We start from the raw sequence: 17,453 nt of genomic DNA on the forward strand, positions 1-17,453 counted from the left end.
ATGGCTTTATGGGACGGTATCATGTTCGGGATGCTTCTTCAGCTCTCTGTAGGACCCGTCTGCCTGGCGATCTTGCAGCTGTCGATCAGACGTGGATTTGCTCATGCGTGGAAGATGATTGCGGGTGTGGCGTTGGTAGATGCCTTTTATATGGCGGGTGCGATTGGAGGGCTTTCTCTTGTTTTACAGCTGGCGTGGGTCAAGCAAGTCGTGCTGATTGGAGGCGCAGCTACACTGGTCTGGTTTGGCGTAGACAGCCTGCGTTCCCGGCAAGCCGATGGAGACGCAGAGATGACGGGAGAAGCATCGGCAGGAGCAGAACGGAACAGCTTTGTGTATGGACTGTCTCTGACGCTCACAAATCCGCTAACGATACTGTTTTGGTCGGGCGTTTTTGGTTCCTTGATGGCTTCGCACCACTTGCCAGACATGCCGACGCTGCTTTTATTTGCGACTGGCTGCTTGCTATCGACGCTCGTATTTCTCGGATTCGTCGCGATGCTCGGAAAACTGCTAGCGCGTTATCTTGTGCCCAAATGGTTGCGGATAGTAAATAGGCTGGTAGGCATTTGCTTAATCGGTTTTGCCGTGCTTTTGCTGCAAAAAGGACTATCTGTGTGAAATAGTGTTTTCCTCCTACTATATTGTGGGTAATATATAGGTAGATGGAACCCTTTAGGCCAAATAATGCCAAAGCACAGGGTATGAGGAGAACCAGCGATGACGGATAAATGCTTTAAATGCGGACATATACTAAATCCCGGCGAGTATACTTGCCAGGTTTGCGGTCAAAACGATATGGAAGACTATCGGATGATTCGAAACTATGTGAGAAGCTACCCGAATTCAAATGCGATGCAAATTGCCAATGCGACAGGCATTTCCGTATCGAAAATATTGCGGTATATCAAGGATGGTTCCTTGAGTGTCGTGGACAACCACCCCCGGAGAGGGAGATAACTGCACATAGGTACTACGGAAAGCCCACTGCCAGTAAGCAAGAAAATGTTTTGCAGGCACGAGGGCTTTTTTCTACTTTTGGAAAATTTCATTTCGCGAGCGCGGTCAAAAGCTCATCTTGTCAGAATTTGGCCGAACATGAAAGGAAAAGCTAGAATCGTGGCGAATCATAGTGATTGAGGTGAGAAGATCATGAAGGGATCCCGTGCAGAACGTTACCGCTCCCGGCGGAGGAACGATACAGAAGTTAGCCGGTTTTGGATCATGGGGTTGCTTTTCTCACTGCTGGTGCTCGCTTTTGAATTTTTGATCGAGATTCCCGCCGATGCAACTTGGCTGCAAGAAATGGAGATGGCCTTGTTTTCAGCTAGCTTTACCTTGCTCGCCTTTTATTTGCTAGGCCTAACCTTTGCCTTTTCGCGCCATCAACAGGCCGGGAAGGTCAACCACCAGATCATCATTTACGTATGGCTGGGCGCGATCTTATTTCATTTGTTCCTGCTCATCAGCAATTTGTCCAATCAGCATGTGTACAAAGCGGGGATCATTTTATTTTTGGGACCACTGTTTTTGACTGTCTACCATTTCATCACTTACTTATCCGATGTGCGTGCAGATCGCGAAGAGCAAGAAGCCGCGACGACTGCATCCATGGAGCGGATCGCTTATCAGATGATTTTGGAGGGCAGCAAGGTGTACGGGGAAATTACCCGGCTAAAAACAGAGTATCCTGAAGTGGAGCAGATGCTCAGGGCTAACGATTTTCACGATAAGCTAGAACGCTACGCGCTCGAAATGCAGCAGTATTTGCAGGTGAAGCAATTTGAGCGCAAGGACGTGGAGTTGTTGGAAGGGCATTACCTTTTTTTGGAGAATCTGCTGATCTTGGCGAAGCAGCATCCGGGTACCGTGGAATCCCGTATGTTTTCACGCCGTGATGACTAACTGTGTACACAGAGGAGTGAACGGGTATGTTTTGGAAAAAGGACAAGGGACTTGCAGAAAAGGAAACAGCAGCAACAGCAGTAGCGACTCAGGTAAACCAGGCAGAAGAAATGCAGCGCGAGATGAAGAAAGAATTAGTAGTAATCTATGAACAGATGGGGACTATCATCACTTCGCATGATGGAGTAAACGCCCAGCATGACGGACTCGCGCAGCTGGCGACACAAATGATGCAGGTGGTAGAAAAAATCCAGCGTATTAATGAGAGCGATGACGAGTCAGCCAACCAATTGTTGCAGCGCGGGGAGCGCTTGACCTCGATCTGCCAGGAATCGGTTGAACGTGCAGATGCGGGCAAAACAGCGATGAATGAAGTCGTGCAGGTCATGAGTACGCTGGAAAAGGATTCGGTGAACACCTCACGTTCCATGAGCAGGCTCGAGGATCGTTCGTCAGAAATTACGAGCATTGTCAAAGTTATTAGTGATATTGCCAATCAGACAAACCTGCTGGCGCTGAATGCTGCGATCGAGGCAGCGCGTGCAGGCGAGCAGGGACGCGGCTTCGCTGTGGTGGCAGACGAGGTTCGTAAGCTGGCGGAAATGACGGCGAATTCGACCAAAGACATCGCAGATTTGATTGGAAAAATACAAGAAGAAACGAAAGAAGCACTGGCGAACAGTGAAAAGAGCAGTGCGGCGATCAAAGACGGCCTGTCAATCAGCAAGGATGCTTCCGGCAAAATGGAAGGCATTGTTCAGGCTTTCCACAAGGTCAATGACGAGGTTACAGGTGTCCTGCAAATTATTCAGCAGCAAAAGCATTTTGCGGGTGAAGTATCACAGCAAGTGAATGAAGCCAAGAGCCTGTTGGACGAGCTAAATGATGATCTACTGAGCCATGTAAGAGAAGCAGGTGAGGTAGACCAGCTTCTGCAAGCAAGCCTCAAAGACGTGAAAAAAGTGTTGGCCTAATTTTCGACTTCTATCTGTCCCTTTATATGAAAACGTCCCTTCCAGAACTAAGGAGAGGGACGTTTTTGGCATGTGTTTACTTAACGCTTGGCGAGAGGAAGAGCTTGCTCCAGCATATAACGGTACACAGGCACCTCGTCGCCTTTTTCCACGGCAATAAAATTAAAGGCAACGTAGCTATCGACCGATTCAGGTTCCAGAGCCAAGGCAATAAAGTTGGCGTTTGGCTGGTCCATCTGAAACACATAGCTGCCAGCCGGGAATGTTTTGGTTTGCTCAGATACATTGGTGGTCACCTGATTTGTAAAATGACCATTTTCATACGTTGTGTTTACTTTGTTTTCACTTACCGTATAGCTCTCTACGGGAACCGTCGTGTCTTGGGAAAGCTTGCTTACCTTAACGCCAAGCTGCTCCAGCTTGCTCGCGATGTCATGATAGGCAGGTGGCATCAGATAGGCTGTTGGACGCTCCCTTTCCAGCACGGGAAACGCATCGGTCGAGCTGACCCAATCGATCAGAGCAGAAACTTTTTTCGCTGCAGCCAAATCAACGACGACAAGAGATTGGTCGGGCACTCGCTTATTTTCACTTACAATCACGATTTTGTCGTTATCATTTGTTTTTCTGCCTTTCTCTGTGATCTCCTGGCGGGCAGTGGCAACGGCTGTCTTGATCTCGCTTGCGTGGGCAGCGGCAGACTGAATAAAGGAAGAGTGAGTAACGGCCTGACTGTATACGCGTCGTTCAAAATCGGCACGTCCGATGCCAATCCCTCGTGTCTCTACCAGAAATGTCAGTGTATTTTTCAGTCCGAGGGCATTTCGTCCGATCCGAGTTTCTGTGCTGCCCTCTGTGGCGGTCACTTTGCCGTCCTTGCCTTTTGCGAGTGTAAAATAGGCGTGGTGAGAAAGCTCTTCCTGATCCAGTGCTTTTTGCACATCTGTTAATAGCAGATTGTCAGACATTTTGCGCAGCGACTCAGGGATGTTCAAGTTTTTCGCAGATGAAATCAGCACATCGTAGGAGGAAATCGCTCCTTTAGGCCCGATATTGGCAAATTGACTGTAGTTTACGCCATACTCATGAGCATCGAGAATGACGTCTGGCTCGTACTCGTTGATGGCTTTGTGAATCGCTTGCACCTCGGGATATTCGACCTTCATGTAATCGCGGTTGGCATCAAAATCCGTAGCAATATAACGCTTGAAGCCATAGGAGCCATCAGGATTGATCCGTGGCACGATCGCGATATTCACCTTTTCCAAGAGGTCAGCACCAAGCTTTTCTTCCGCAAGCCATTTGGCGATAACGAGTGCCGATTCACCTGCAGCTGGCTCATTGCCATGGATTTGCGCCTGCAGCCAGATCAGCGGCTTGTCTTTGTTTTTCTTGATGGAATTCAGATCATTGCTAAAGAGGAGTAGTGGAATGTCGCGTCCCTCCAGAGAGGTACCGATTGTGACGAGCTTCATTTGCTTGTTGCCTGCAGCTAGCTTGGTTATGTAATCGATCATTTCTTGTTGGGAAGTGAAGGCTACCTTGCCTGTCTGAAAAGCGGGGGTTTCAAAATTTATCTCTGGTTTAGGAAAGAGTGCCTGGATGCTCTCTGGTTGCACATAACTAGGACCGTATCCGTAATAGGGGATAAACTGTTTTTCCGTTTTGGCTTCTGCCGCTTGCGCTTTGCTAACAGCAAACATCGTCGGAGTGGCAGAACCGCTGGCGAACATGGACATGATGAGAGCGGTTGAAACAGCAACACCTATTTTCTTACTCATAGCGTCCCTCCTAAAAATGGATGAAAGTAAATCTAATATAAAATTATCAGATAATTACAAAAATGTTAATCAACCTGTTTATCCATTTTTGGAGGGTGAAAATTAGGTCTAACGTGTGAGCATAAAGAGGGCTAACAGGGGGCAGGCCGTTGGTAGAGGAGCCAACAGCCCGCTGCTGCACAAGCTTAGTTCGCTTCTTTTTGCAGGGCAAACAGTGTCAAAAAGCTAACTGCCTCACGCAATTCTACACTCAAGCGACCGGCGATGTCAGGTGTTATGCCTTCCTTGTAAACAGGCTCCTCGGACAGTAGCAAAAAGCCGTTTTCGCGAGCCAACTGCTTGGCCTCCCATGGCATCATCGTATTCTGGATCGTCGTTTCCTCATAGAGTCGCCGATAGCTATGTGCACGCGGTCCTGCTGTTGGGCCGAGAATGCCTAAAATCAATACGCCTTCCGGTGCGAGCACACGATGCAGCCCCCGTAATGTCTGAAGAGGGGAGGGAGTGAATTCGACCACATTGATAGATAGCACTCCTGCGAAGCTTTCATCAGAAAAAGGCATGTGACTAATGTCTGCTGTTTGAAAATGAACCTGAACCTGAACATCTTCTGCTTTTGCCCGGTCATGGGCGAGGCGAATCATTTCCCCGGCAATGTCTATGCCCTCCACCGTATAGCCCTGCCCGGCAAGCTTGCAGCTCGCGTATCCATCGCCGCAGCCTGCATCCAGTACGGGGCCAGTCTGAGTGGAGATATGCTGCATGAAAAATGGGAGAATGGTACGTCGACTTCCTGTTTCCCACATGGCATCACTTTTCGAATGCCAATCTGCGGCGAAATGATCCCACTGCTTGGCTGCTTGTTCACTCCATTGGCTCATAAAATTTGTGTCCCCCTCTAAGTAATATCTTGCCTTTATTGTACCAAGCGCCCGCTCAAATGCGTACTTTAATCGATAAAAGCGGTTGAGCGTTTTCCCGGTGTTTCGCGTTCTTGCATGAGTAAGCGTTTCCAATGTAATCTCAATATGTCGACAAAATAATCATAATAACCCAAAAAGTCTTATTAATTGAAAAAGCAGGAAAAATGGAGGGGTAGTAATGAGCAATACCGATTTTTTTCCGATTCAAGACTGGGATTATCTCGAGTTTTACACAGGCAATGCCAAGCAAACGATGCACTATTTTACAAAAGCATTCGGCTTTGAAGCAGTCGCCTATTCTGGACTGGAGACAGGCTCTCGCGAAAAGGTTTCATATGTGTTGAAGCAAAATCATATGACATTTGTGATCAGCGGAGCGCTGAATCCGGATAATCCAATTGCAGAATTTGTGAAAAAGCATGGAGACGGTGTCAAGGACGTTGCCCTTCGTGTAGAAGACTGTGAACAAGCATATCGGGAAGCTGTATCGCGCGGTGCGATTCCGATCATGGAGCCTACCGAATATACAGACGAGTTCGGAACTGTGAAAAAAGCAATTATCGGCACTTATGGTGAAAACATTCATTCCTTTATCGAGCGTAAAAACTACACCGGTCCATTCCTGCCAGGATATACAGCTTATCAATCGCCCATCAAGGCAGAAGGTACAGGAATCGTCGGGATCGATCACATCGTAGGCAACGTGGAAGTGATGGATGAGTGGGTTGAGTATTATCAAAAGGTCATGGGCTTTACAGCCGTTCAAAACTTCAGCGAGGATGATATCTCGACGGAGTATTCCGCGCTCATGTCCAAGGTGATGCAAAGCGGAACAGGACGCATCAAGTTCCCGATTAACGAGCCTGCGGAAGGACGGCGCAAGTCGCAAATCCAGGAGTTCCTCGAGTTCTATAAAGGGCCTGGTGTTCAGCACATCGCGATTTTGACCAATGACATTATTACAACTGTCTCCAAGCTTCAGGAAAATGGCGTAGACTTTCTTTCCGTACCAGATACGTATTACGAAGAACTGAAGGACCGTGTGGGCGAAATCGACGAGGATATTGAAGCACTGAAAAAGCTCGGCGTCCTCGTAGACCGAGACGATGAGGGGTATTTGCTGCAGCTGTTCAGCAAGCCAATCGTAGACCGCCCGACCTTGTTTATTGAGGTCATCCAGCGTAAAGGCGCACGGGGCTTTGGCAACGGCAACTTTAAAGCGCTGTTTGAAGCGCTGGAGCGCGAGCAAGAGAGACGCGGGAATCTGTAAGCCATCTTTTTCCTCGACCAAGGAAACCATCCTCAACGTGGCACGTGTGCGCTGAGGGTGGTTTTTCGTCCGTAGTCAGTCTTGTCAGACAATTCGCTTGACCGTCTATATGTCTGATGTGGATAATGAGGGGAGAGGGGTTTATAGGGGGAAGTGTTATGAATGTAGCCTTGATGGTTCCTTTGGCTGAGCGGACGGCTGTCTTGATCGTTGCCGCCCTTTTATTTACACGTGTACGAGCCTTTCGCAGCATTTTGAACCAACAGGCAACCTGGCGGGAAAAAGCGGTCATGGTGCTGATCTTTTCCGCCATTTCTATCTTGGGAACCTACAATGGCATCTGGTATCAGGATGCGATTGCCAATTCGCGGGTGATTGGCACGGTGGTAGCCGGACTATTGGCCGGACCGTGGGTAGGACTTTTAACGGGTCTGGTAGCGGGAATCCATCGGTATTCGCTTGGTGGTTTTACCGATTTGGCTTGTGCCGTATCAACCATCAGTGAAGGTCTGATCGCTGGCTTGATCTATCAGTATCGGCGAAATCGGAACCAGGGAATTGGCTGGACGACAGCACTCGGTGTAGGGTTTATCGCCGAATGGATGCAAATGGGCATTATTTTACTTTTGGCAAGTCCCTATGCGGAAGCGCTGGCCCTCGTCAAGTCGATAAGCATCCCGATGTCCGTCGTGAATTCACTCGGTGTGGCGATCCTGATCATCATTATTGATTTGGTGAAAAAGGAAGAAGACCGCATCGGCGCGCTGCAGGCACAAAGAACGATGCAGGTGGCTGACAAGACGTTATCCTATTTGCGCCAAGGCTTGAACTACGATTCTGCGAAAAAAGTGGCAGAGGAAATATTGCGTACGACCCGAGTAGCGGCTGTCGCCATCACAGATACGCGCACGGTGCTTGCCCATGTCGGTGCTGGCTCCTCCCATCATGTAGTCGGGGAAGGAATTACGACAAAAGCAACCAAGGAAGTCATTTTGACCAAGGAAATGATGATCGCCCGGACAAAAGAGGAGATCGGCTGCAAGGAGCCAAACTGTTCGCTGCGCTACGCGATTCTCGTTCCCCTGATGCGCAGACAAGAGGTAGCAGGTGTCCTGAAGCTGTACCAGGATCGTTCACGCAAGCTGTCCGCTGTCGATCTGGAGCTGGTTCGCGGCTTGGGGAACTTTATTTCTACCCAATTGGAGCTGGCAGAGCTGGAACAGCAGTCCCGTCTGTTGGCAGATGCAGAGATCAAAGCCCTGCATGCACAGATCAACCCGCATTTTTTATTCAATGCACTCAATACAATCGTTTCGTTTATTCGATTTCGCCCGGAGCAGGCACGTGAGCTGTTGATTCATCTGGGGGAGTATTTTAGACGCAATTTGCACGATTCCGGAGGCTATGTCAGTCTGGCTGGAGAGCTGGAGCATATCGAAGCATACCTAGCAATCGAACGTGCCCGATTTGGAGACAAGCTGCATGTGGAGTACGACATTGAAGCTGGAGTCGAGCGGGTAACGGTGCCCGGACTCATTTTGCAGCCACTGGTTGAAAATGCGGTGAAGCACGGACTTTTACCCAAGCGGGAAGGCGGCACGGTGAAGATCAGGGCGCGGCGTTTGGACACGCAGACGTTGGAGCTGACTGTAGCCGATGATGGCGTAGGCATGGATCAGGACCCTTTTCTTTCTGCCCAGACGCAAAAGGATGGAAAGCGGCGTTTGTCTGGTATCGGTCTTTCCAATGTAAGAAGCCGGCTTTGTTCCATTTATGGTGATCCTTATGGAATCGTCATTGAAAGTGAAGCCGGGCGGGGCACGACCTGCACGATACAATTACCGGTGGGGGTGAATGCGAGTGCTAAAAGTGTTCATCGTGGATGATGAAGCGCCAGCGAGAGAAGAGCTGCGGTATTTAATCGAGCAATTTCCTGAAGTCTCTGTAGTCGGCGAGGCTAGCAGTGGGGAAGAGGCAATCGATGCGATCGTTCAGATTGAGCCTGATGCGGTCTTCTTGGATATCCATTTGCAAGATCGCGATGGTGTCGATGTGGGTCAGGAGCTGCTGGAATCCATGGTGAAGCCGCCTGTCATCATTTTTGCGAGCGCTTATGAAATCCACGCTGTCCGGGCGTTCGAGACGGAAGCGGTCGATTACATTGTCAAGCCCTTTAGTGAGCTGCGTCTTGAGAAGACGATGAATCGTGTGCGTCGTCTGCTGCGGACAGCAAGTGCTGCGCAAGCGGTAGAAACGCCACAATTTGAGGAAAGACTGCAATTTTTGCTGCAAAGCGTACTGTCGGATCAGCAGCCACGTCGAGTTCCGGTGGAGAAAAATGGAAGGATCATACTGATCGACCCAAATGAAATCGTTTTTGCTACGCTGGAGGGTAGATACGCCAGCATTTATACTGGATGCGAGCAATACGCGACCTCCTTTACCTTGCAGGAGCTGGAGAGCAGGCTATCTCCACAGCAATTTTTCCGGACTCATCGCGCTTATATCGTCAATCTTTCCAGAACAGCTGAGCTGGTGCCATGGTTCAAGGGATCGATTCATCTGGTGATGCAGGATAATCGCAAGACGGAGGTGCCTGTAAGCCGCAATGTGGTAAAGGAGCTCAAAAGGAGATTAGGATTTTGACGCTCAAGGGCCGATGACACACAAATACAGAGACGCAAGCCACAGATTTGCACGTAGACGAGTTTGTGATAGGGGAGCTGGAGCATTCATTTCCTCTCCCATCTTTCTCGCTCTCCAGATCAACAGCCTCTGGGAGGTCCTAGACTAACGCTGACCACCCAGCACTCAAAAGCGCGCACAGCTGAAAAACTGGTCGAAAAGTACTTTTCCGAGTAAACTAGAGAGAGCTGCGAGGAAAGGGAGATTGGTATGATACAAGTATATCCTTCAAATTTGAGATATTCCGTTGATCTAGGGTGGCTGCGCAGTCATCTCAGCTTTTCGTTTGGCGAGTATTTTGACGAAAATAATACTGGCTTTAGTGTTATGCGTGTGTGCAATGACGACGAGGTAGCGGGCGGAAAAGGCTTTGGACCGCACCCTCACAGTGACATGGAAATCGTAACTGTCGTTTTGCGCGGGGCGATCAAGCATGAAGACAATTTGGGCAATGTCGAGGTGACTTCAGCTGGAGAAGTTCAGCGGATGAGTGCGGGGAGCGGGATCATCCACGCGGAGTACAATGCCTCGGAAACTGACGATCTGAACTTTTTACAGCTTTGGTTTATGCCATCCGAGCGGGGGCTGACCCCATCCTTTGAAACAAAGCGTTACGATGCGGAGGGGCTGCAAAATCAGTTGCTGCCGGTCGTATCCCCCGAGGGTGGAGAGAAAATTGCTGCCATTCATCAGGATATGACGATTTACTTGAGCCGGCTTGAGCCAGCCACCACAGTATCTTTTTCGCAAAAAGCTGGCCGACGGACGTTTCTGTTTGTGATCGAAGGATCGCTTTCTGTGAACGAACAAGCCATGGGGACGAGAGACTCGGCACGAATCGAGGCAGAGACGAGCCTCACGATTACAGCAGCAGAAGAAGCAGCGTTTTTCATGCTGATTGACTTGCCATAAAGGAGGATACGCATGATGAAAGAAACATTACTGGTCAAGCATGCCGTTGGCGGCAGAACCTTTATTGACTCGGGAAAAGATGGCGTTTCCTATCAATGGAAGCAAGCAGGCGAGGCGACACGCTTTTTGCTGTCGGTACCGCCCGAGCACGTACAAGAGATCATGAAGTGGAAAGACGAGCTGAATGTCTTTTTGTTCCAGGAGCAAGAGGGAAAGCCTATTAAAAAGATCTGGTATTACGTGAAGGACGGTCCTATCACATACGATGCCGCATCGGCACAGCTAACGATTGTGGCGCAGTCGAAAATCGAATACATTCCCGACCAGTTTAGTGCCCAGCTGTAAAGAAATAGAAAAAAGACCAGTGCGACACGAGTGAAAATCTCCTGTGCCGAACTGGTCTTTTTCTTTTCCTGCTTACACCGAATAATCGTCGCTTTTTTTGCGTGATACCAGGTAACCGCCCAAAACGATCAGCAGCAAGCCGAGAAGGCCACCTACCTGACTCGATAACAGATTCGCTGCCAAGAATATGAGAGCGACTGTCGTCAAAATGCTGATAGGGATCAACAGACCCTTTTTCCGTCCGCCAAAAATGTATAATTCCGTAAGACCGACCGCGGGACCAATCAGAAAGAACGGCCAGGTCGTGCTCATGTCGCCATCCATAAATATTTGACTGAAAAAGAAGAGCGGGGCGTAAACGAGCAGGATTCCTCCCGGCACCAGCAAGCCTGCACGATTGGGCCTTGGATTCATGAAAAAGAAAATGTGAAAAGCGATGGCAGGGATAAGCAAAAATGCAGGCCAAAGCTTGTCGATTGCAAGCGGGATGTTGAAATACGTGGCCATTACAAACATCGCGCCAATCCCAATTAATAGATAGCCGCCAATATGTCTCATGAGCAAGTTCTCCTTTTGGTCAACCTTCCAATTCTTGTATCATTTTATCATACGTTGTAAAGGCAAGAATCAGTCTCGGGGCGGATACATTCCCTTTCCTCATAAAAAACCTCCCAATCCAAGAGGAAAAGGGAGGAATGATAGATGCATTCAAGTTATCCGATGTAGTATTTCAAGACGAACAAACCGATGACCACTACGACCAGGGCGATAGAAAAAACTTTGATATCTCTGATCGTTCCTTGAATCATGTCCGCTTCTTTTTTTGTATATCTCATTGCTCCTCAATCTCCTCTCAGGTTTGCTTACCATTCCTTTGAGGAGGTCGTCCACAAATTTGGACCCGTATTTGATCGGCATGAGAATAATCCATTTTAGTCTCGTCTGGACAATAAACAAAAAGCTAACGATAAGGGCGAGAAGCAAATATAGCGTGTTTTGCTGTTTTACCGGCATAAAATGGGCTTGTTGCTTTTGCACGAAAACTTTGACAGGGGTGTGCTGTCGGTAGCTGACGAGGTGAAACACGCCTTTATGCAGGGTAGTATAGGATGCCTGCGCATCATGAACAGTAGGCTCGGTAGAAATCGAGCTGCTGGGGAAATAGCATAAGCATGTAACCAGAAGTGCAAGCCAGCAAATATGTATGAAAGAGTTGGGGCGAGATGGCATCTTGTCCCTCCTAAGCAGAAAAATGCTGTAGATATGCAATACGATAGACCAGCTGAAAGGTTTCAGATTTTGGTATCGCAGCAAGTGATTTGTCCTGTATGCGCTTTCACTCATACGAGAATGGTGCCGCTCATGCCTGTTTTTGTACGGTTCAGCCAAGATTCGTTTAGACAATTTCTTCCTTATGATACCTTGTTCTAAGGCTAATTGCCTGAATTTTATAGAAATAGGTAAGGAGGCGCACGTATGAAGAAATGGCTTCTTTCCATCCTCATCTGGGGTGGGATTGCCGCTCTAGGAGCAATTGGATTTGGAATCATTGCTCTGACTCGTGGAGAGTCCGTCAACTCATTCTGGCTACTGACAGCTGCAATTTGCACTTATGCCGTTGCTTATCGTTTTTACAGCCGTTTTATTGCCAAAAAATTGATGGGACTCGATGACAAGAGAGCTACTCCAGCCGAAGTCAACAATGATGGAAAAGACTTCGTTCCCACAAACAAATGGGTACTCTTTGGACATCACTTCGCTGCGATTGCAGGTGCAGGACCACTCGTGGGACCTACCCTGGCTGCGCAGATGGGTTATTTGCCGGGGACACTCTGGATCATTGTCGGAGTGGTCATCGGTGGTGCGGTTCAAGACTTTATTATCCTATTTGGCTCGATGCGTCGCAATGGGAAATCGCTCGGACAAATTGCAAAAGAAGAGATCGGTCCGTTTGGCGGAGCGCTAGCGCTTGTCGGTATCATCGCGATCATGATTATTTTGATTGCCGTTTTGGCGATGGTTGTTGTAAATGCGCTTGCCGAATCTCCATGGGCTACCTTTACGATATTTATGACGCTGCCGATCGCGATCCTGATGGGGCTTTACATGCGTTATATACGACCAGGGCGTGTCATGGAGGGGTCACTGATCGGTCTGGCCCTCCTGTTTTTCTCCCTCTGGCTGGGGCAGGCTGTAGCTGCGTCGCCAACATGGGGTCCAGCCTTTACGTTTTCCAAAGTACAGCTTGCGTGGATGATTATCGTGTACGGCTTTGTAGCGTCGGTGCTTCCCGTATGGCTCTTGCTGGCACCGCGTGACTACCTCAGCTCCTTTTTGAAAGTCGGAACCATTGCCATTCTGGCGGTCGGAATCATACTTACGCTGCCACCTCTGCACATGCCAGCATTGACCAAGTTTATCGATGGTACGGGGCCAGTATTTGCGGGTAATCTGTTCCCGTTCTTGTTTATTACCATTGCGTGTGGTGCTGTGTCGGGATTCCACGCTCTCGTTTCCTCAGGTACGACACCGAAGATGATTGCCAAGGAATCGCACGCTCCATTGATCGGTTACGGCGGTATGCTGATGGAATCAGGTGTAGCGATCATGGCGATGATTGCAGCATGCGTGCTTACACCAGGTATTTATTTTGCAATTAACTCACCGGGGGCCGTGATTGGCGCGGACGCAGCAGCGGCGGCGACGACGATCTCCAGCTGGGGCTTTACCGTCACTCCTGATCAGCTGACTACGCTAGCTGATGATATTCAGGAAAAAACGATTCTCTCCCGAACGGGCGGGGCACCGTCACTTGCTATAGGGATGGCAACCATTTTCTCCGGAATTTTGGGCGGCAAGGCACTGATGGCATTCTGGTATCACTTTGCGATATTGTTTGAAGCCGTCTTCATTTTGACGACGATTGATGCGGGGACGCGTGTCGGTCGCTTCATGGTCCAAGATATGCTCGGCAACGTATTCCCGAAAATGAAAGAAGTGAACTGGCTTCCAGGAAACTTGATCGGCTCTGGATTAATTACAATCGGTTGGGGTTACTTCTTGCTCCAGGGGGTCATGGACCCGCTTGGAGGCATCTATACCCTGTGGCCGCTCTTCGGTATCGCGAATCAGATGCTTGCCGCGATTGCGTTTACAGTAGGAACGACCCTCATCTTTAAAATGGGCAAGGCGCGCTACTCGTGGGTTACACTCGTCCCGATGGCGTGGCTGACGACGGCTACACTCGTAGCTGGTTGGCAAAAGCTGTTCCATACAGATCCCAAAATCGGCTTCCTGGCGCATGCAGAAGTGTTCCAGAAGGCACTCGATGCAGGAACGTTGCCAAACGGGGTAAAAACGATTGAGGCTGCACAAAAAATGATTCTCAATGACCAAATCGACGCTGCCGTTTGCGCTATTTTCATGGTCATTACGATAGGAATCATCCTCGACGGGGCGCGCTTGTGGATCAATATATTGCGAGGCAAAAAGTATCCATTGTACGAAGCGCCTTATATCGAATCCAAAGGAAACTTCATTGACGGCAAAGGGCATCACGTAGCATGAGTCGAAAATGGAGAGCGATGCGAAAGTCGTTGCGCCGCGTAAGCTCTGCCATCAAAACGATCTTTGGAATGCCAGACTATGATCGCTATTTGCAGCATTGGCTAGTGACACATGCGGCTCCGGGCATTTTTCCGATGACGGAGCGAGAGTATTACATGTACGCACTTACAGAGCGATATGAAAAAGGCGGCGTGACACGCTGTTGTTAAAAGGCAAGACAAGAGGGATGCCCTAATAGTCAGTAAAATGACGATGGGGCATCTTGTTTTGTTCGTGTCAATAGCTCCTTCCATCAAGCGAGAAAGGTGCTCCCAGGAGAGGTTCTTTTGTTATGGGAGCGGATGTCCCACCAAGTACTTGGCCTTCGCAAAATAGGAGAGAGATAGAGGTGCTGCCAAGAGAGTCCGGGTATGAATCAAGGGGATGGTTGGAGACGATCAGCTGGTGAACTTGTATTTCCTTTCCAATAAAAGGTGCAGGATCAATTGGTATCACGCGCCAAACCTGTGCATGTGGGAGCTTGGATAAATCTTCTAGCGAAAGCGTATAACTGGAGATAGGACCTGTGTAAGACACAACCTGGTAGCCGTATGCTTCCACATATTGCCGAGCAGCGATTTCCGCCTCGGTGTCTGGATGCTCAGGAATAGTTTGTCTGCGACTCCAGCCAAGAACGAGTATGACGATGACTGAAAATAATAGCAGTGATATGCCTCGCTTCATAGCAGAAATTCCTCCATGCGGATCTTTTCCTGTTAGACGCTTGAGAGGTATAGTATGTTACATGATTTTCCAGTTACAAGAAGTCAGACCTACAGGCATTTAGGTGTGGTGTAACAGCAGGTAAAGTATGGTACACTAAAAAAAAGTCATGTTTTGGGTGGCGATACGAGTGCAAGCATCAACACTGGCGGCGCTAAAAGAGCTGACTCTGGGCTGCGCCCGTTCAGCGGGTGAGCTGAGTATGAAGCGAATGAAGGAGCCTTTTACGGTCGAGTATAAAACATCTGCCTCCGATCTTGTCACAGCTGTAGATAAAGAAGTGGAGAAGCATGTGATCGATATGATTCTGAGGCGTTTTCCCGATCACGGCATTTTGGGTGAAGAAAGTACCTTTGCCGAGGATTACAGAAATTACGATACGCTGTGGGTCATTGATCCGATTGATGGCACCACTAATTTTGTCCATCAGCAAATCAATTTTGCCGTTTCCATTGCCGTTTATCATAAGGGTGAGGGACTCGTCGGAGCCGTTTACGATCCATCCAGAGACGAGCTTTTTTACGCAGTCAAGGGGGAGGGAGCATTTCTCAATGACCGTCCTCTTCATCTGGACAGGGCTGTGCGTCTGGAGGAAGCTATTCTATGCACAAGCGTGTTTTGGAACAAGCGTGCCGAGCAGATGGGCATTGACTTGATTGTAAAAAAGCTGGCTGGAAAAGTACGTGGGATGCGTTTGCTGGGGAGTGCAGCGCTGGAAATGTCCTATGTTGCTGCCGGACGGCTGGATGGCTATGTCAGTCTCTCGCTGAATGCGTGGGATTTTGGAGCAGGACGGATCATCGTGGAGGAAGCGGGAGGCCGCGTGACCAACATGATGGGAGAGCCGCTGCCGTATGACCAAAAAAGCAGTGTCATGGCCTGCAATCCCACTTTTTATGAAGAGCTTCAGCATTACTTGAATTTGTCAGAGACGACGGACGCGTAAAACTTGATAGAGAGCACACCATGACCCCGCTGGAGAAGTCCTTCCAGTGGGGTTTTTGCGCAGCTAGGCGCAGGCCCCAATCCCGCCAAAGGCATGGCGTAATCAGGTTTTCTAGGTCTGGAAAGAGGGCATCATGGACACATCATGTAAATTGACGCATATGCTATAGCAGCATGGCTAAAAGACGAGCGCACATAGGCAGCTTATGGCGCAGGCTTGTCTTTTGCTGAGGGAGGATCGTGTGATGACCAATACCCTGTGCACACAAAGTATTCAGCTGATCTTGCGGCACCAGGCTACGTCAGGGGCGTATATCGCCTCACCGGCCTTTACTCATTACAAGTATGCGTGGCTTCGTGATGGAGCCTTTACGGCTTACGCAATGAATCGTGTTGGCCAGCACGAGAGCGCAAGCCGTTTTTATAAGTGGTGTGATCATGTAATCACCAGGCATGAACAAAAGGCGAAAGCGGCGATAGATGCAGTAAAAGCAGGAGACCGTGGGGGAGAAACAGGGAGTAACCGTTTTTTGCATACCCGCTACACATTGGACGGAGAGGAAGTCTCAGGGGATTGGGGCAGCTTTCAACTCGATGGATACGGTACGTGGCTGTGGGGACTGGCTAGCCATGTACAGTGCAGTGGAGAAGCTGATCTGATCCGGCAGCTGGCGTCATCGATTGAGCTGACACTCGATTATCTGACGACCTGTTGGCAACTGCCCAATTTTGATTGCTGGGAAGAAGCGGGGGATCGGGTTCATCCGGTGACACTGGCAGCCATTTTTGCAGGTGTCAAAGCGATGGAAGCCTGTCTGCCGGTGAGAGCAAATGAGCTTGCCCAACTGGCAGAGTCGATCCGTCAATTCGTTTTCGCGCATGGCACGGCAAACGGGAGATTTGTAAAGTCGATCGGAAATACAGCCGTAGATGCCAGTCTTTTATGGCTGACGCTGCCATATGGTGTGGTCGAGGTCGATGATCCGCGCATGGTTCAAACGGTACAGGCGATTGAAAAGGAGCTGCTCGCAGGCCACGGTGTGCATCGCTACACATCTGATACGTACTACGGCGGCGGGCAATGGCTGCTTTTGTCAGCGTGGCTGGGCTGGTACTATGCACGGACAGGAAGAAGTCAGGAGGCTTACGATATCGCTGAATGGATCGTGTCTCAGCAAAAAGAGGCAGGCTTGCCTGAGCAAGTACAGGAGCATTTGCTTTCGCCGTCAGATTACTCGTCCTGGGAAAAGAAATCGGGTGAACCAGCTGTCCCATTGCTCTGGTCTCACGCGATGTATCTTGTTCTGGCAGCTGAGCTTGGCTTCATAGGGCATACATGAGAAAACACGGCACTCCAATTCGGGGTGCCGTGTTTATTTGCACA

18 protein-coding genes are annotated in these 17,453 nt (G+C 49.3%); 13 read left to right on the top strand and 5 right to left on the bottom strand.

All coding sequences use genetic code 11. The features are described 5' to 3' along the window. From SB752_RS13545 to SB752_RS13560, 4 genes are all read left to right on the top strand, one after another. Entirely contained in the window at positions 1-621 is a 621-nt protein-coding gene (locus SB752_RS13545; protein ID WP_410716156.1) for a LysE family translocator, read from the top strand. 99 nt (positions 622-720) lie between these two features. Further along, positions 721-960, top strand: a complete 240-nt coding sequence (locus SB752_RS13550) for a helix-turn-helix domain-containing protein (protein ID WP_410716157.1) — start codon at positions 721-723, stop codon at positions 958-960. Positions 961-1,152: 192 nt separating this feature from the next. After that, positions 1,153-1,905 carry a hypothetical protein gene (locus SB752_RS13555; protein ID WP_410716158.1) on the top strand — a complete coding sequence of 251 codons (753 nt, stop codon included), beginning with the start codon at positions 1,153-1,155 and terminating at the stop codon, positions 1,903-1,905. A 26-nt stretch (positions 1,906-1,931) separates the two neighbouring features. Further along, positions 1,932-2,879 carry a methyl-accepting chemotaxis protein gene (locus tag SB752_RS13560; protein ID WP_410716159.1) on the top strand — a complete coding sequence of 316 codons (948 nt, stop codon included), beginning with the start codon at positions 1,932-1,934 and terminating at the stop codon, positions 2,877-2,879. Positions 2,880-2,959: 80 nt separating this feature from the next. On the opposite strand, the gene SB752_RS13565 is transcribed toward SB752_RS13560, so the two are convergent. Next, a complete protein-coding gene (locus tag SB752_RS13565; RefSeq protein WP_410716160.1) occupies positions 2,960-4,660 on the bottom strand; it encodes a M14 family metallopeptidase in 1,701 nt (566 codons plus the stop codon). Positions 4,661-4,845: 185 nt separating this feature from the next. Beyond that, the gene (locus SB752_RS13570; RefSeq protein WP_410716161.1) at positions 4,846-5,541 is read right to left on the bottom strand and encodes a class I SAM-dependent methyltransferase; all 696 of its coding nucleotides are present in this window, start codon (positions 5,539-5,541) and stop codon (positions 4,846-4,848) included. A gap of 220 nt (positions 5,542-5,761) precedes the next feature. Between SB752_RS13570 and hppD the strand changes: the two genes are divergently transcribed. The 5 genes from hppD to SB752_RS13595 all read left to right on the top strand — a co-directional run bounded on the left by hppD (position 5,762) and on the right by SB752_RS13595 (position 10,795). Beyond that, complete coding sequence (gene hppD, locus SB752_RS13575) at positions 5,762-6,853, top strand: 4-hydroxyphenylpyruvate dioxygenase (RefSeq protein ID WP_410716162.1); 1,092 nt, start codon at positions 5,762-5,764, stop codon at positions 6,851-6,853. Between the two features lie 158 nt (positions 6,854-7,011). Continuing rightward, positions 7,012-8,739 (top strand): LytS/YhcK type 5TM receptor domain-containing protein, encoded by a 1,728-nt coding sequence (locus tag SB752_RS13580; RefSeq protein WP_410716163.1) that lies wholly within the window; start codon positions 7,012-7,014, stop codon positions 8,737-8,739. Beyond that, positions 8,708-9,499: a LytR/AlgR family response regulator transcription factor gene (locus SB752_RS13585; RefSeq protein ID WP_410716164.1), complete on the top strand. Its 792-nt coding sequence runs from the start codon at positions 8,708-8,710 to the stop codon at positions 9,497-9,499. Before SB752_RS13580 ends, SB752_RS13585 begins: the two co-directional genes overlap by 32 nt. 249 nt (positions 9,500-9,748) lie before the next feature. Next, positions 9,749-10,450 (top strand): pirin family protein, encoded by a 702-nt coding sequence (locus SB752_RS13590; RefSeq protein WP_410716165.1) that lies wholly within the window; start codon positions 9,749-9,751, stop codon positions 10,448-10,450. 12 nt (positions 10,451-10,462) lie between these two features. Further along, positions 10,463-10,795, top strand: coding sequence for a hypothetical protein (locus SB752_RS13595; protein WP_410716166.1), 333 nt, complete (start codon positions 10,463-10,465; stop codon positions 10,793-10,795). A 72-nt stretch (positions 10,796-10,867) separates the two neighbouring features. Here SB752_RS13595 and SB752_RS13600 read toward each other — a convergent pair whose 3' ends face one another. After that, complete coding sequence (locus SB752_RS13600; RefSeq protein ID WP_289138860.1) at positions 10,868-11,353, bottom strand: hypothetical protein; 486 nt, start codon at positions 11,351-11,353, stop codon at positions 10,868-10,870. A 155-nt stretch (positions 11,354-11,508) separates the two neighbouring features. Further along, the gene (locus SB752_RS13605; protein ID WP_410716167.1) at positions 11,509-11,631 is read right to left on the bottom strand and encodes a hypothetical protein; all 123 of its coding nucleotides are present in this window, start codon (positions 11,629-11,631) and stop codon (positions 11,509-11,511) included. Between the two features lie 640 nt (positions 11,632-12,271). Between SB752_RS13605 and SB752_RS13610 the strand changes: the two genes are divergently transcribed. Then, positions 12,272-14,362 (top strand): carbon starvation CstA family protein, encoded by a 2,091-nt coding sequence (locus SB752_RS13610; protein WP_410716168.1) that lies wholly within the window; start codon positions 12,272-12,274, stop codon positions 14,360-14,362. Continuing rightward, on the top strand, positions 14,359-14,571 hold the full coding sequence (locus tag SB752_RS13615) for a CstA-like transporter-associated (seleno)protein (RefSeq protein ID WP_410594921.1): 213 nt from the start codon (positions 14,359-14,361) through the stop codon (positions 14,569-14,571). Before SB752_RS13610 ends, SB752_RS13615 begins: the two co-directional genes overlap by 4 nt. A 67-nt stretch (positions 14,572-14,638) precedes the next feature. On the opposite strand, the gene SB752_RS13620 is transcribed toward SB752_RS13615, so the two are convergent. Further along, positions 14,639-15,085 (bottom strand): hypothetical protein, encoded by a 447-nt coding sequence (locus tag SB752_RS13620; RefSeq protein ID WP_410716169.1) that lies wholly within the window; start codon positions 15,083-15,085, stop codon positions 14,639-14,641. Positions 15,086-15,254: 169 nt separating this feature from the next. On the opposite strand from SB752_RS13620, the gene SB752_RS13625 reads away from it, so the two are divergent. Continuing rightward, positions 15,255-16,070 (top strand): inositol monophosphatase family protein, encoded by an 816-nt coding sequence (locus SB752_RS13625; protein WP_410716170.1) that lies wholly within the window; start codon positions 15,255-15,257, stop codon positions 16,068-16,070. Between the two features lie 244 nt (positions 16,071-16,314). Next, entirely contained in the window at positions 16,315-17,409 is a 1,095-nt protein-coding gene (locus SB752_RS13630; RefSeq protein ID WP_410716171.1) for a glycoside hydrolase family 15 protein, read from the top strand. The last annotated feature ends 44 nt before the right edge of the window (positions 17,410-17,453 follow it).

This window comes from Brevibacillus sp. SIMBA_040 (genome assembly GCF_046535075.1).
Classification (GTDB): Bacteria; Bacillota; Bacilli; order Brevibacillales; family Brevibacillaceae; genus Brevibacillus.